This window comes from Streptomyces sp. NPDC048623 (assembly GCF_040650755.1).
Classification (GTDB): Bacteria; Actinomycetota; Actinomycetes; order Streptomycetales; family Streptomycetaceae; genus Streptomyces.
In genome coordinates this window covers 338,282-352,194 of the sequence record NZ_JBEZHV010000005.1, presented here as the reverse complement: position 1 = coordinate 352,194, position 13,913 = coordinate 338,282, and the positions used below count along the sequence as shown (strand labels likewise).

The window sequence follows — 13,913 nt, the reverse complement described above, 5'->3', positions numbered from 1 at the left end:
GAGCACCGTCCCGAGCAGTCGCGCGAGGCCGGCGGCCGCTCCGCGGCGCGGCGGCGCTGTTCGATTAGTGAGGTGCGGTGGCGGGTTCTCCACAGATTGGGGGATGATCTCCCGTCCACAGGGTGGGGACTGTCGAGTTATCCGGATTGCATCCACAGGCCCCCCTGGTGACAACCCATCACTCCAGGTCAGAGGGCTGTGGAATTGTTGGCAAACGATCTCCACAGCCTGTGGATGAAAGATCCGTCCACAGGGACCCCGCTCGGTTGTCCACCGGCAACCCACAGGCAGGGTCCGGTTGCCCACAGCTTCTCCACACGCCTGTCCACTGTTCGGCAACGAAACGCCCGGGCTCACTGGGGCGAGTGAAAGCCGTCACACCAAGGGAGACGTTTGGGCTGTGGGGAACCTGGGGAAAGCTGGGGACAGCACTGGGGAGAACTCCCCATGGCCTGTGAATCGGGTGTGCAGAACTTTCCTGTGTCCACAGCGCACCCCAGTTGTCCACCGGTGCCACCCACAGGGGCAGTGGACAAAAAACTGGGTCTGACCTGCGCGGACGACGTTATCCACGGTTTCCACAGGCCCTACTACTACTCCCACTCATAGTTAGCCCGGAATCCGCTTCGAAGTGGGACCTGTGCACAACTCGAGCCCGGAGCCTCGGCGACCTGTTGTCGCGACTTGACCCCGAGCCGCACCGAGTGTCGGTGGCGTACGTCAGACTGGTTCCCGCAGTCGACGAAGAGCCAGCAACAAGCAGGAGGCGGTTCCGGTGAAGATCCGGGTGGAGCGCGATGTACTCGCGGAGGCGGTGGCGTGGGTGGCCCGCAGCCTTCCGGCCCGTCCGCCGGCGCCCGTGCTCGCGGGCCTTCTGCTGAAGGCCGAGGACGGCGCGCTGAGCTTCTCCAGCTTCGACTACGAGGTCTCGGCCCGGGTCTCCGTCGAGGCGGAGGTCGAGGAGGACGGCACCGTCCTGGTCTCCGGCCGCCTGCTCGCCGACATCTGCCGCGCCCTCCCCAACCGCCCGGTGGAGATCTCCACAGACGGTGTACGGGCGACCGTGGTCTGCGGCTCCTCCCGCTTCACCCTCCACACCCTGCCTGTGGAGGAGTACCCGGCGCTGCCCGAGATGCCGACCGCGACCGGCACCGTCCCCGGCGAGGTCTTCGCCTCCGCCGCCGCCCAGGTGGCCATCGCCGCCGGCCGTGACGACACGCTGCCGGTGCTCACCGGTGTGCGCATCGAGATCGAGGGCGACACGGTCACCCTGGCCTCCACCGACCGCTACCGCTTCGCGGTCCGCGAGTTCCTGTGGAAGCCGGAGTCCCCGGACGCCTCCGCGGTCGCCCTGGTGCCCGCGAAGACCCTCCTGGACACCGCCAAGGCGCTCACCAGCGGCGACACCGTGACCCTGGCGCTCTCCGGCTCCGGCAAGGGCGAGGGCCTGATCGGCTTCGAGGGCGCGGGCCGCCGCACCACCACCCGGCTGCTCGAGGGCGACCTGCCGAAGTACCGGACGCTCTTCCCCACCGAGTTCAACTCGATCGCGGTGATCGAGACCGCCCCCTTCGTGGAGGCCGTCAAGCGTGTGGCCCTGGTGGCCGAGCGCAACACCCCGGTCCGGCTCAGCTTCGAGCAGGGCGTGCTCATCCTGGAGGCCGGCTCCAGCGACGACGCACAGGCTGTGGAGCGCGTGGACGCGCAGCTGGACGGCGACGACATCTCGATCGCCTTCAACCCGACCTTCCTGCTCGACGGACTGAGCGCCATCGACTCCCCGGTCGCCCAGCTCTCCTTCACGACCTCCACCAAGCCCGCGCTGCTCAGCGGCAAGCCGGCGGTCGACGCGGAGGCGGACGAGGCCTACAAGTACCTGATCATGCCGGTGCGGCTGAGCGGCTGAGGTCTCTGCCGGGGGTCCGGGGGTTGCCCCCCGGGGATCGCAGTATGCCGGTGCGGCTGAGCGGCTGACACGGCCTTCAGGGGCGTTCCACGGGTGGCCGAGTGAGCGGCTGACCCCACAGGTGTGCACGCGGGTCCGGGCGTAGGCTCGGACCCGGGTACGAACCGCACACGACGCTTAAGGAATCTCTGATGGAGCTCGGTCTCGTCGGTCTCGGCAAGATGGGCGGCAACATGCGCGAGCGCATTCGCCGCGCCGGCCACACCGTCGTCGGATACGACCGCAACCCGGACCTCGCCGACGTCCACAGCCTCGAAGAGCTTGTGGGCAAGCTCAAGGGTCCGCGTGTCGTGTGGGTCATGGTCCCCGCCGGCGCGGCCACCCAGTCGACCATCGACGAGCTGGCCCAGCTGCTCTCCCCCGGCGACGTCGTCGTGGACGGCGGGAACTCCCGCTGGACGGACGACGAGAAGCACGCCGAGGAGCTCGCCGCCAAGGGCATCGGCTTCGTCGACTGCGGAGTCTCCGGCGGCGTGTGGGGCCTGGAGAACGGCTACGCGCTGATGTACGGCGGCGACGCCGAGCACGTGGCGCGGGTCCAGCCGATCTTCGACGCGCTGAAGCCCGAGGGCGAGTTCGGCAACGTGCACGCGGGCAAGGTCGGCGCCGGCCACTTCGCGAAGATGGTCCACAACGGCATCGAGTACGCCATGATGCAGGCCTACGCCGAGGGCTGGGAGCTCCTGGAGAAGGTCGACTCCGTGACCGACGTCCGCGAGGTCTTCCGGTCCTGGCAGGAAGGCACCGTCATCCGCTCCTGGCTGCTCGACCTCGCGGTCAACGCCCTGGACGAGGACGAGCACCTGGACAAGCTGCGCGGCTACGCGTCGGACTCCGGCGAGGGCCGGTGGACCGTCGAGGCCGCCATCGACAACGCCGTACCGCTGCCGGCGATCACCGCGTCGCTGTTCGCGCGGTTCGCGTCGCGTCAGGACGACTCGCCGCAGATGAAGATGATCGCCGCGCTGCGCAACCAGTTCGGCGGCCACGCGGTCGAGACGAAGAAGTAATCCACAGGCTGTGCACCCCGCGGTGCACAGCAGCCGGGGGAAGGTCGGCGCCCACCATGCATGTCACGCATCTGTCGCTGGCCGACTTCCGCTCGTACGCCCGGGTCGAGGTTCCGCTCGATCCGGGCGTCACCGCGTTCGTGGGGGCGAACGGGCAGGGCAAGACCAATCTCGTCGAGGCGGTCGGCTATCTCGCCACCCTCGGCAGCCACCGCGTCTCCTCCGACGCCCCGCTGGTGCGGATGGGCGCGGAGCGGGCGGTCATCCGGGCCGCCGTCACCCAGGGCGAGCGCTCCCAGCTGGTCGAGCTCGAACTCAACCCGGGGCGCGCGAACCGGGCCCGTATCAACCGCTCCTCGCAGGTCAGGCCGCGTGACGTGCTCGGCATCGTACGGACGGTGCTGTTCGCGCCGGAGGACCTGGCGCTGATCAAGGGCGACCCCGGGGAGCGCCGGCGCTTCCTCGACGAGCTGATCACGGCGCGCGCGCCGCGCATGGCGGGCGTGCGCTCCGACTACGAGCGGGTGCTCAAGCAGCGCAACACGCTCCTGAAGTCCGCCGCCATGGCGCGGCGGCACGGCGGCCGCTCCATGGACATGTCCACGCTCGACGTCTGGGACCAGCACCTGGCCCGGGCCGGCGCCGAGCTGCTCGCCCAGCGGCTCGACCTCATCGGCATGCTGCGCCCGCTCGCCGACAAGGCGTACGAGCAGCTGGCGCCCGGCGGCGGGCCGGTCCAGCTGGAGTACAAGCCGTCCGCGCCCGGCTCCGGGCACACCCGTGAGGAGCTGTACGGGCAGCTGATCGCCGCGCTCGCGGACGTACGCAAGCAGGAGATCGAGCGCGGGGTCACGCTGGTCGGCCCGCACCGCGACGACCTGCTCCTCAAGCTCGGCGACCTGCCGGCCAAGGGGTACGCGAGTCACGGCGAGTCCTGGTCGTACGCGCTGGCGCTGCGCCTCGCCTCGTACGACCTGCTGCGGGCGGAGGGCAACGAGCCGGTGCTTGTCCTCGACGACGTCTTCGCCGAGCTGGACGCGCGGCGGCGCGAGCGGCTCGCGGAGCTGGTGGCGCCGGGCGAGCAGGTCCTGGTGACGGCGGCGGTGGACGACGACGTGCCGGGGGTCCTGACGGGGACGCGGTACGCGGTGGCCGGCGGGGAGGTGGAACGCGTATGAGCGAGAACGGTGCGCCGGGTGCGCCGGTTTCCCCACAGCCTGTGGACAAAGGTGCGGCTCCCGAGCCCGCGCCCACCGGCGTCGACCTCGCGCGGGTCGCGCTGCGCGCCGCCAAGGAGCAGGCGAAGGCGCGGGGCGCGGCGGCCGCGCAGAAGAAGCAGGCCAGGCGCGGGGGCGGACTGCGCTCCGGCGCGCGTGCCGACGGGCGCGATCCGATGGCGCTCGGCGCCGCGATCAACCGGCTGATCACCGAGCGCGGCTGGGAGACGCCGGCGGCGGTCGGCGGGGTGATGGGGCGCTGGCCGCAGATCGTCGGCGAGGACCTGGCGAAGCATTGTGTGCCGCTGAAGTACGACGAGGACCCGGAGGAGCGGGTGCTCACCGTGCAGTGCGACTCCACCGCGTGGGCGACGCAGCTGCGGTTGCTGGCGCCGAGGCTGGTGGCGCGGCTGAACGAGGACCTCGGGCATGGGACCGTGCGCATGATCAAGGTTCTTGGCCCTGGCGGACCCCGCCGGGGGTACGGGCCGTTGCGGGCGCCCGGGTCCACCGGGCCCGGGGACACGTACGGCTGAGCCGGACCGACCGCGGGTGCGGGTCCGTAGGGGCGGAGGCACGGGGAGCGGGCGCCGCCCTGGGGGGTTTGTGCCCACCCTCCCCCTGCCTTCGGCGGGGGGACCTCCAGCCCCAGCGGGACGAATGCCCGCAAACAGTCGACCCCCACCTCGCCCCTGCCCGGCCCTCGCCGCCCGTCGCCACAACGCGCTACGACCCGAAGCGCTAGGTGGCCGCCAGAGGCCTCTGGAGCCCCTCTCCGGATATGGGGAGTCGTCTCAGGGCCGCCGAGGGCGGCACATGAGCATTCAGGTACCGGCAAACCCCCATGAGTGTCAGTGGTACCGGTAGACTGGAAGACAATCCCGCCACCCTGCGGAACAAGTCGAACGACGCAGCCGGCTCCCGTATGCCCGGAGAACGGCCTGTGCTGTGCCAGAAAGGGCGCTTCGTGGCCGATTCCGGCAACCCCAACGAGAACAACCAGTACACCGCCAGCAACATCCAGGTCCTCGAAGGCCTGGATGCCGTGCGCAAGCGCCCTGGCATGTACATCGGCTCGACCGGTGAGCGCGGCCTGCACCACATGGTGCAGGAGGTCGTCGACAACTCGGTCGACGAGGCCCTGGCCGGCCACGCGGACACCATCGACGTGACGATCCTGGCCGACGGCGGCGTGCGCGTCGTCGACAACGGCCGCGGCATCCCGGTGGGCATCGTGGCCTCCGAGGGCAAGCCGGCCGTCGAGGTCGTCCTGACCGTGCTGCACGCGGGCGGCAAGTTCGGCGGCGGCGGCTACGCGGTCTCCGGCGGTCTGCACGGCGTCGGTGTCTCCGTCGTGAACGCCCTGTCCACGAGGGTCGCCGTCGAGATCAAGACCGACGGCCACCGCTGGACGCAGGACTACAAGATGGGCGTCCCGACCGCGCCCCTCGCGCAGCACGAGGCCACCACGGAGACCGGCACGTCGGTCACCTTCTGGGCCGACGGCGACATCTTCGAGACGACCGAGTACTCCTTCGAGACGCTCTCGCGCCGCTTCCAGGAGATGGCCTTCCTCAACAAGGGCCTGACCATCGCGCTCACCGACGAGCGCGAGTCCGCGAAGGCGACCGTGGGCGCCGACGACCCGGACGCCGAGGCGGCCGCCGAGCCCGCCGCCCGCACGGTGAAGTACCACTACGAGGGCGGCATCGTCGACTTCGTGACGTACCTCAACTCGCGCAAGGGCGAGCTGATCCACCCCAGCGTCATCGACGTCGAGGCCGAGGACAAGGAGCGCACGCTCTCGGTCGAGATCGCGATGCAGTGGAACTCCTCGTACAGCGAGGGTGTGTACTCCTTCGCCAACACGATCCACACCCACGAGGGCGGCACCCACGAGGAGGGCTTCCGCGCGGCGCTGACGACGCTCGTCAACAAGTACGCGCGCGACAAGAAGCTGCTCCGCGAGAAGGACGACAACCTCACCGGTGACGACATCCGCGAGGGCCTGACCGCGATCATCTCGGTCAAGCTCGGCGAGCCGCAGTTCGAGGGCCAGACCAAGACGAAGCTCGGCAACACCGAGGCGAAGACCTTCGTCCAGAAGGTCGTCCACGAGCACCTCACGGACTGGTTCGACCGCAACCCCGTCGAGGCCGCGGACATCATCCGCAAGGGCATCAACGCCGCCACGGCGCGCGTGGCCGCGCGCAAGGCGCGCGACCTGACCCGCCGCAAGGGCCTCCTGGAGTCGGCCTCGCTGCCGGGCAAGCTGTCCGACTGCCAGTCGAACGACCCCACCAAGTGCGAGATCTTCATCGTCGAGGGTGACTCCGCCGGCGGCTCGGCCAAGTCCGGCCGCAACCCGATGTACCAGGCCATCCTGCCCATCCGCGGCAAGATCCTGAACGTCGAGAAGGCCCGGGTCGACAAGATCCTGCAGAACACCGAGGTCCAGGCGCTGATCTCCGCCTTCGGCACCGGTGTCCACGAGGACTTCGACATCGAGAAGCTCCGCTATCACAAGATCATCCTGATGGCGGACGCCGACGTCGACGGCCAGCACATCAACACCCTGCTGCTGACCTTCCTCTTCCGCTTCATGCGCCCGCTCATCGAGCACGGGCACGTGTACCTCTCGCGTCCGCCGCTCTACAAGATCAAGTGGGGCCGGGACGACTTCGAGTACGCGTACTCGGACCGCGAGCGCGACGCGCTCGTCGAGCTGGGCAAGCGGAACGGCAAGCGGATCAGGGAAGACTCGATCCAGCGCTTCAAGGGTCTCGGCGAGATGAACGCCGAGGAGCTGCGCGTCACCACCATGGACGTCGACCACCGCGTGCTGGGCCAGGTCACCCTGGACGACGCCGCCCAGGCCGACGACCTCTTCTCGGTGCTGATGGGCGAGGACGTCGAGGCGCGGCGCTCGTTCATCCAGCGCAACGCCAAGGACGTTCGCTTCCTCGACATCTGAGTCGGTCTCAGCTGACCGCACGAAAGGACTGACGACCAGCAATGGCCGACGACACCACTCCCGTGAACACCGAGACCGCCGGGGACGAAGAGCCCCCGCTGCGGATCGAGCCCGTCGGGCTCGAGACCGAGATGCAGCGCTCGTACCTCGACTACGCGATGTCCGTCATCGTGTCCCGCGCGCTGCCCGACGTCCGTGACGGTCTCAAGCCGGTGCACCGCCGCGTGCTCTACGCGATGTACGACGGCGGCTACCGGCCCGAGAAGGGCTTCTACAAGTGCGCCCGCGTCGTCGGCGACGTCATGGGCACGTACCACCCGCACGGCGACACCTCCATCTACGACGCGCTCGTCCGCCTCGCCCAGCCCTGGTCGATGCGGATGCCGCTGGTCGACTCCAACGGCAACTTCGGCTCCCCGGGCAACGACCCGGCCGCCGCCATGCGCTACACCGAGTGCAAGATGGCGCCGCTGTCGATGGAGATGGTCCGGGACATCGACGAGGAGACCGTCGACTTCCAGGACAACTACGACGGCCGCAACCAGGAGCCGACGGTCCTCCCGGCCCGGTTCCCGAACCTGCTGGTCAACGGCTCCGCCGGCATCGCGGTCGGCATGGCGACCAACATCCCGCCGCACAACCTGCGCGAGGTCGCCGAGGGCGCCCAGTGGTACCTGGCCAACCCCGAGGCCAGCCACGAGGACCTGCTCGACGCGCTCGTCGAGCGCATCAAGGGCCCCGACTTCCCGACCGGCGCGCTGGTCGTCGGGCGCAAGGGCATCGAGGAGGCGTACCGCACCGGCCGCGGCTCCATCACCATGCGCGCGGTCGTCGAGGTCGAGGAGATCCAGAACCGCCAGTGCCTGGTGGTCACCGAGCTGCCCTACCAGGTCAACCCGGACAACCTCGCGCAGAAGATCGCCGACCTGGTGAAGGACGGCAAGATCGGCGGCATCGCCGACGTCCGCGACGAGACCTCGTCCCGTACCGGCCAGCGCCTGGTCATCGTGCTCAAGCGCGACGCCGTCGCCAAGGTCGTCCTCAACAACCTCTACAAGCACACCGACCTGCAGACGAACTTCGGCGCCAACATGCTGGCGCTCGTCGACGGCGTGCCGCGCACCCTCTCCCTGGACGCGTTCATCCGCCACTGGGTGACGCACCAGATCGAGGTCGTCGTGCGCCGGACGCGGTTCCGGCTGCGCAAGGCCGAGGAGCGCGCCCACATCCTGCGCGGTCTGCTCAAGGCGCTCGACGCGATCGACGAGGTCATCGCGCTCATCCGGCGCAGCGAGACCGTCGAGATCGCCCGCACGGGCCTGATGGACCTGCTCACGATCGACGAGATCCAGGCCAACGCCATCCTCGAGATGCAGCTGCGCCGGCTCGCCGCCCTGGAGCGCCAGAAGATCGTCGCCGAGCACGACGAGCTCCAGGCCAAGATCAACGAGTACAACGCGATCCTCGCCTCGCCCGAGAAGCAGCGGGCCATCGTCAGCGAGGAGCTGGCGGCGATCGTCGAGAAGTTCGGCGACGACCGGCGCTCGCAGCTGGTGCCCTTCGACGGCGACATGTCCATCGAGGACCTGATCGCCGAGGAGGACATCGTCGTCACGATCACGCGTGGCGGCTACGTCAAGCGGACGAAGACCGAGGACTACCGCTCGCAGAAGCGCGGCGGCAAGGGCGTGCGCGGCACGAAGCTGAAGCAGGACGACATCGTCGACCACTTCTTCGTCTCGACCACCCACCACTGGCTGCTGTTCTTCACCAACAAGGGCCGGGTCTACCGCGCCAAGGCGTACGAGCTGCCGGACGCCGGCCGGGACGCCCGCGGCCAGCACGTGGCCAACCTGCTGGCCTTCCAGCCGGACGAGCAGATCGCCCAGATCCTCGCGGTCCGCGACTACGAGGCCGCGCCGTACCTGGTGCTCGCCACCAAGGCCGGCCTGGTGAAGAAGACCGCCCTGAAGGACTACGACTCGCCGCGCTCCGGCGGTGTCATCGCCATCAACCTGCGCGAGCGGGAGGACGGCAGCGACGACGAGCTGATCGGCGCCGAGCTGGTGTCCGCCGAGGACGACCTGCTGCTCGTCTCCAAGAAGGCGCAGTCGATCCGCTTCACCGCCACGGACGAGGCGCTGCGCCCGATGGGCCGCGCGACCTCGGGCGTCAAGGGCATGAGTTTCCGCGAGGACGACGAACTGCTCTCGATGAATGTCGTCCGGCCCGGTACGTTCGTCTTCACCGCGACCGACGGCGGCTACGCGAAGCGCACCGCCGTCGACGAGTACCGCGTCCAGGGTCGTGGCGGCCTCGGCATCAAGGCCGCCAAGATCGTGGAGGACCGTGGCTCGCTCGTGGGCGCGCTGGTGGTCGAGGAGACGGATGAGATCCTCGCCATCACGCTGTCCGGCGGTGTGATTCGTACGCGAGTCAACGAAGTCAGGGAGACCGGCCGTGACACCATGGGCGTCCAGCTGATCAACCTGGGCAAGCGCGATGCCGTCGTCGGAATCGCCCGCAATGCCGAGGGCGGCGAGGACGAGGATGCCGACGAGGCGGCCGAGGGTGTCGAGGCGGCCGAGACGGTCGAGACAGCCGAGGCGGTCGAGGGCACGGAGCCCGCGACCGGGGAGCACGAGGAGTAGAGCGTGAGTGGAGCCACGGGCGCCGGTTCGGCCGACGGCCGGTCCGCAGGATCGAGCGGTGCCCGTGGCTCCGCCGCGGACTCCCAGGGTGGGGGCACTCCCGCCGAAGGTAGGGGGATTACGGTGACGGACACTCGGGGGCAGCGGCCCTCGTACGAGACGTACAACGGGCCACTGCCCGGCGAGCGGACGGGGGCGCAGCAGAGCGGCCCGTACCACCCGCCGCAGGCCTACGGCACGCCGCAGGGCGCGCCGGGCGGCCAGCCCGGACAGGGCGGCGGCGGCACCATGGGCGGGGCGGGCGGCACGCTGGCCGGCCAGAACGCGGCGGCCCAGCGCAAGGCCCGGACGGGCGCGCGCACCACGCCGCGCACCCGCAAGGCGCGCCTGCGGGTCGCCAAGGCGGACCCGTGGTCGGTGATGAAGGTGAGCTTCCTGCTCTCCATCGCACTGGGCATCTGCACCGTGGTGGCCGCGGCGGTGCTGTGGATGGTCATGGACGCCATGGGCGTCTTCTCGACCGTGGGTGGCACGATCAGCGAGGCGACCGGCTCCAACGAGTCGAACGGCTTCGATCTGCAGTCCTTCCTGTCGCTGCCGCGCGTGCTGATGTTCACCTCGGTGATCGCGGTGATCGACGTGGTCCTGATGACCGCGCTCGCCACGCTGGGCGCGTTCATCTACAACCTCTCCGCCGGTTTCGTGGGCGGTGTCGAGCTCACGCTCGCCGAGGACGAGTGACCTGCGCGGGGGTCGGTCACGAACCGATTTTGGGACTGGCCCCCACGTGCGCTAATCTTCAGGAGTCAGCGAGCGGGACACACACCGCGAAGCAACGGCGGGGCTATAGCTCAGTTGGTTAGAGCGCATCCCTGATAAGGATGAGGCCACAGGTTCAAATCCTGTTAGCCCCACAGTGAAGATCGGCCCGGACGGTTCACCCGTCCGGGCCGATTGTTTTGCGTGGCACGGGGGCGGCCTAGGTCACCGATCGGTATCGACCGGTGTGTAGAGTGGGCGTCAGAAGTCTCCTACGTCAACGAAAGACGAGGTCGCGCGGTGAAGAAGCTTCTCCTGGTCGCACTGGCCGCCATCGGCGGGCTCCTCGTGTACCGCCAGATCCAGGCGGATCGCGCCGAGCAGGATCTGTGGACGGAGGCGACCGACTCCGTGCCCGCAGGTTCGGGTGTGTGAGACGAAAGATCGTCCATGAGTGAGGCCCCGGCCGCTTCGAGCGGCCGGGGCCTCACTCTGTTCGCCGATGGTTCGCCGGAGCGAACAAAAGCGAACGAAATGCTTGCTCTCGCGAATTTGTAGGGTGTCGGCGGTACGGGCGGGCAGGATGGGCCGGCACGGACACGACGAGGGGAAGCGGAAGCGCGTGAAGAGGCAACGGGGAACCGGGCGCGGGCGCCGCACGGCCGCGACGCTTTACGGGCGGGCGGCCGGGCGGGCGGCCGGGCGGGCGGCCGGGGCGCTGGCCGCGGCACTGTGCGCGGGCCTCGCCCTGCCGGGCGGGGCGTGGGCGGCCGGGGACGGCGGCGGCTACGGCTTCGACGGCGGCGCGCAGCGGGTGAAGGGCGCCGTGTCCAACCTGGACGCGGAGCGGCTGACGGCCGGGCGGACCTACCGCGACACCATCAAGAAGGACGGCAAGCTCTACTACCGCGTCGACCTCGACGACAAACAGAACGCGTACGTCTCCGTCGTCGCCGTCCCCGCGAAGGGTGCCAAGGCCGGCTACGGCGACGGCATCAAGGTGACGATGCTGGACGGCTCCAACAGCCAGTGCGGCTACCAGAGCACGTCCTTCTCCTTCGGCGACCACTCCCGCCCCGTCGTCGCGTACGCCGACCGCACCATCGAGCCGGACTCGACGAGCTGCCGGCAGGCGGGCACGTACTACGCCCTGGTCGAGCGCGAGTCCAAGGAGGGCTCGGACGGCGGCGACTGGGAGCTGGAGATCCGCTATCTGACCGAGCCGGCCGTCGCCAAGGCCGGTCCGACCGCCCTGCCGTCCACCTGGGCCTCGGGCACGCCCCAGCCGCCCGCCGGCGGCCCGCGGCGGCGCGACGGCGGCGCCGGCCTCCACGACGCGGTCTCGCTGACGCAGGGCGAGTGGCGCACCGACATCAGGCCGGGCCAGACGGTCTACTACCGGGTGCCGGTCGACTGGGGCCAGCAGCTCTTCACCACCGCCGAGCTCGGCAGCAGCCCGGCCGGCGACGCCTACGTCGGCAACGCGCTGATGCTCTCCCTGGAGAACCCGGCGCGCGGGCACGTGGACCAGGACACCATGACGTACTCCGGCGATCCGGCGACGATGTCGCTCGACCCGCACCGGCCGGTCGCCTACGAGAACCGCTTCGACTCCAGCGACTCCACCAGCGGCATGCGCTTCGCCGGCTGGTACTACCTGTCGGCGACGCTCAGCCCGGAGATGGCCACGGCCTACGGGGACAAGGCGCTGCCGCTGACCCTGAAGGTGAACGTCACCGGCCAGGCCGCGCCCGCCCCCGCGTACGTGGGCGGCGCCGGCGTCTTCTCGGTGACCGAGGACGACCGGGACGCCGCCGCCAGCGGGCAGAGCGGCCCGGAGGCGGAGGAGCGCAGCGGCACCCTGCGGATCGTCGGCGTGGCCGGCATCGGCGCGGGCGGCGTGCTGCTGCTCGGCCTGGGCGCCTGGTGGCTCCTCGCCCGCCGTACGCGCTGAACCCGGATCAGGCCTGGATCAGCGCCCAGATCCCCACGGCGAAGCACAGCAGCGCGGCGATCAGGACCGGCACCGCGACCTTGGCGGGCGGCCCGGGCTGCCGTACGGGGGCCACCGGGCTCTGAGCGGTGTACGGGTGGGGCGCGGGCCGCGCCGCCGGCCCGTCGTACGGCACGGCGGCCGTGGGCGCCTGCGCGAAGGCGGCCGGAGCCTGCGCGGGGGCCGCGACGACCTGCTGGGTCGGGGTCGGTATCACGGCGGGAGCCGGCGCCGGTGCCTGGCGCGGCGGGGGCGGCAGAGGGAAGCTGCCCGTCTCGGACGGCCCCGGCAGGGGCGGTGCCGCGTCCTGCGGCGGTACGGGCGTGGGTGCGGGCTGCTGTACGGGCGCGGGTACAGGCTGCTGTACGGGTACGGGTACGGGTACGGGTACGGGTACGGGCGCCGGGGCGGCCGGGGCCGCGGCCTCCGGGCCCTCCGGGCCGAAGCCGGCCGGCAGCGGGCCGATCTGGTCGAAGACCTCGACCGGCTCCTCACCGGCCGCGGGCTCCGGCAGCAGCTCGACGGCCGCCGTGAGCGCCTTGCGCGCCCCCGTGGCCGTCTTGAAGCGGGCCTGCGGGTCGGGCTGCAGCAGCCCGGCCAGGACCTGCCACAGCGGCTCGGGGATGCCCTGCGGGGCGCCCGGCGTGCCGTGGGCCCGGAAGTGGTCCACGAGCGCGTGCGAGTCGGGCTTGCGGCCCTGGAGCAGATAGAGCGCGACCAGGCCGACCGCGAACAGGTCGGCCGTGAAGTCGGGCTCGGCGCCCATCAGTTGCTCGGGCGCGAAATAACCGGGCGTCCCCACCACGTAGTTGGTCTCGGTGAGGCGGGGCTCGCCCTTGCGCATCGAGATGCCGAAGTCGGACAGCCGCAGATGCGGCCGCCCGGTGCCGGTGACCTCCATCAGGATGTTCGCCGGCTTGATGTCGCGGTGCACGACCCCCTCCGCGTGCACCGCGGCCAGACCGGAGAGCAGCTGGTCGAGCAGGGCGCACACGAAGCGGGGCGGCAGCGCGCCGTAGTCCCCGATCACATGCGCCAGGGAGCCGCCCGCCACCAGGTCCATCGTGAAGAGGACCTTGTCGTCGTCCGCGGCCCAGCTGGCCGGGGCGAGGACATGCGGGTGGTCGATGCGCAGCGCCTGCTCGCGCACGAAGCGGAGCAGCGCGTGGGCGTCGCTCTGCTGGAGCACCTTGGCCGCCACATAGCGGCGGCGCCGGTGGTCCCAGGCACGCCAGACCGCGCCGATCCCGCCGCGGCCGATCGGATCGATCAGCTCGTACCGACCAGCGAAGACCTCACCCATCGCGCTGCGCCCGCTCCCCGTCGTACCGTCTCCCGGCCCG

The 13,913-nt window shown here is 70.5% G+C and carries 10 protein-coding genes and 1 tRNA gene; 10 read left to right on the top strand and 1 reads right to left on the bottom strand.

The window, feature by feature from the left end; all coding sequences use genetic code 11:
- Positions 1-775 precede the first annotated feature (775 nt).
- The 10 genes from dnaN (at position 776) to AB0C73_RS10505 (ending at position 12,531) form a co-directional block, all read left to right on the top strand.
- On the top strand, positions 776-1,906 hold the full coding sequence (dnaN, locus tag AB0C73_RS10550) for a DNA polymerase III subunit beta (protein ID WP_362527142.1): 1,131 nt from the start codon (positions 776-778) through the stop codon (positions 1,904-1,906).
- Between the two features lie 191 nt (positions 1,907-2,097).
- Positions 2,098-2,976, top strand: a complete 879-nt coding sequence (gene gnd, locus AB0C73_RS10545) for a phosphogluconate dehydrogenase (NAD(+)-dependent, decarboxylating) (protein WP_362527140.1) — start codon at positions 2,098-2,100, stop codon at positions 2,974-2,976.
- A gap of 56 nt (positions 2,977-3,032) precedes the next feature.
- On the top strand, positions 3,033-4,154 hold the full coding sequence (gene recF / locus AB0C73_RS10540; protein ID WP_362527137.1) for a DNA replication/repair protein RecF: 1,122 nt from the start codon (positions 3,033-3,035) through the stop codon (positions 4,152-4,154).
- On the top strand, positions 4,151-4,729 hold the full coding sequence (locus tag AB0C73_RS10535; RefSeq protein ID WP_362527134.1) for a DciA family protein: 579 nt from the start codon (positions 4,151-4,153) through the stop codon (positions 4,727-4,729). Before recF ends, AB0C73_RS10535 begins: the two co-directional genes overlap by 4 nt.
- A gap of 407 nt (positions 4,730-5,136) precedes the next feature.
- Positions 5,137-7,167 carry a DNA topoisomerase (ATP-hydrolyzing) subunit B gene (gyrB, locus tag AB0C73_RS10530; protein WP_362527132.1) on the top strand — a complete coding sequence of 677 codons (2,031 nt, stop codon included), beginning with the start codon at positions 5,137-5,139 and terminating at the stop codon, positions 7,165-7,167.
- 41 nt (positions 7,168-7,208) lie between these two features.
- Complete coding sequence (gene gyrA / locus AB0C73_RS10525) at positions 7,209-9,818, top strand: DNA gyrase subunit A (protein WP_362527130.1); 2,610 nt, start codon at positions 7,209-7,211, stop codon at positions 9,816-9,818.
- A 123-nt stretch (positions 9,819-9,941) separates the two neighbouring features.
- Positions 9,942-10,559, top strand: a complete 618-nt coding sequence (locus AB0C73_RS10520; RefSeq protein ID WP_362527128.1) for a DUF3566 domain-containing protein — start codon at positions 9,942-9,944, stop codon at positions 10,557-10,559.
- Between the two features lie 99 nt (positions 10,560-10,658).
- Positions 10,659-10,732: transfer RNA gene (locus AB0C73_RS10515), tRNA-Ile, on the top strand.
- A 145-nt stretch (positions 10,733-10,877) separates the two neighbouring features.
- Positions 10,878-11,012, top strand: a complete 135-nt coding sequence (locus AB0C73_RS10510; protein ID WP_003958712.1) for a DLW-39 family protein — start codon at positions 10,878-10,880, stop codon at positions 11,010-11,012.
- A 187-nt stretch (positions 11,013-11,199) separates the two neighbouring features.
- Complete coding sequence (locus tag AB0C73_RS10505; RefSeq protein ID WP_362527125.1) at positions 11,200-12,531, top strand: hypothetical protein; 1,332 nt, start codon at positions 11,200-11,202, stop codon at positions 12,529-12,531.
- A gap of 7 nt (positions 12,532-12,538) precedes the next feature.
- Here AB0C73_RS10505 and AB0C73_RS10500 read toward each other — a convergent pair whose 3' ends face one another.
- Positions 12,539-13,873: a serine/threonine-protein kinase gene (locus AB0C73_RS10500; protein ID WP_362527122.1), complete on the bottom strand. Its 1,335-nt coding sequence runs from the start codon at positions 13,871-13,873 to the stop codon at positions 12,539-12,541.
- Positions 13,874-13,913 lie beyond the last annotated feature (40 nt).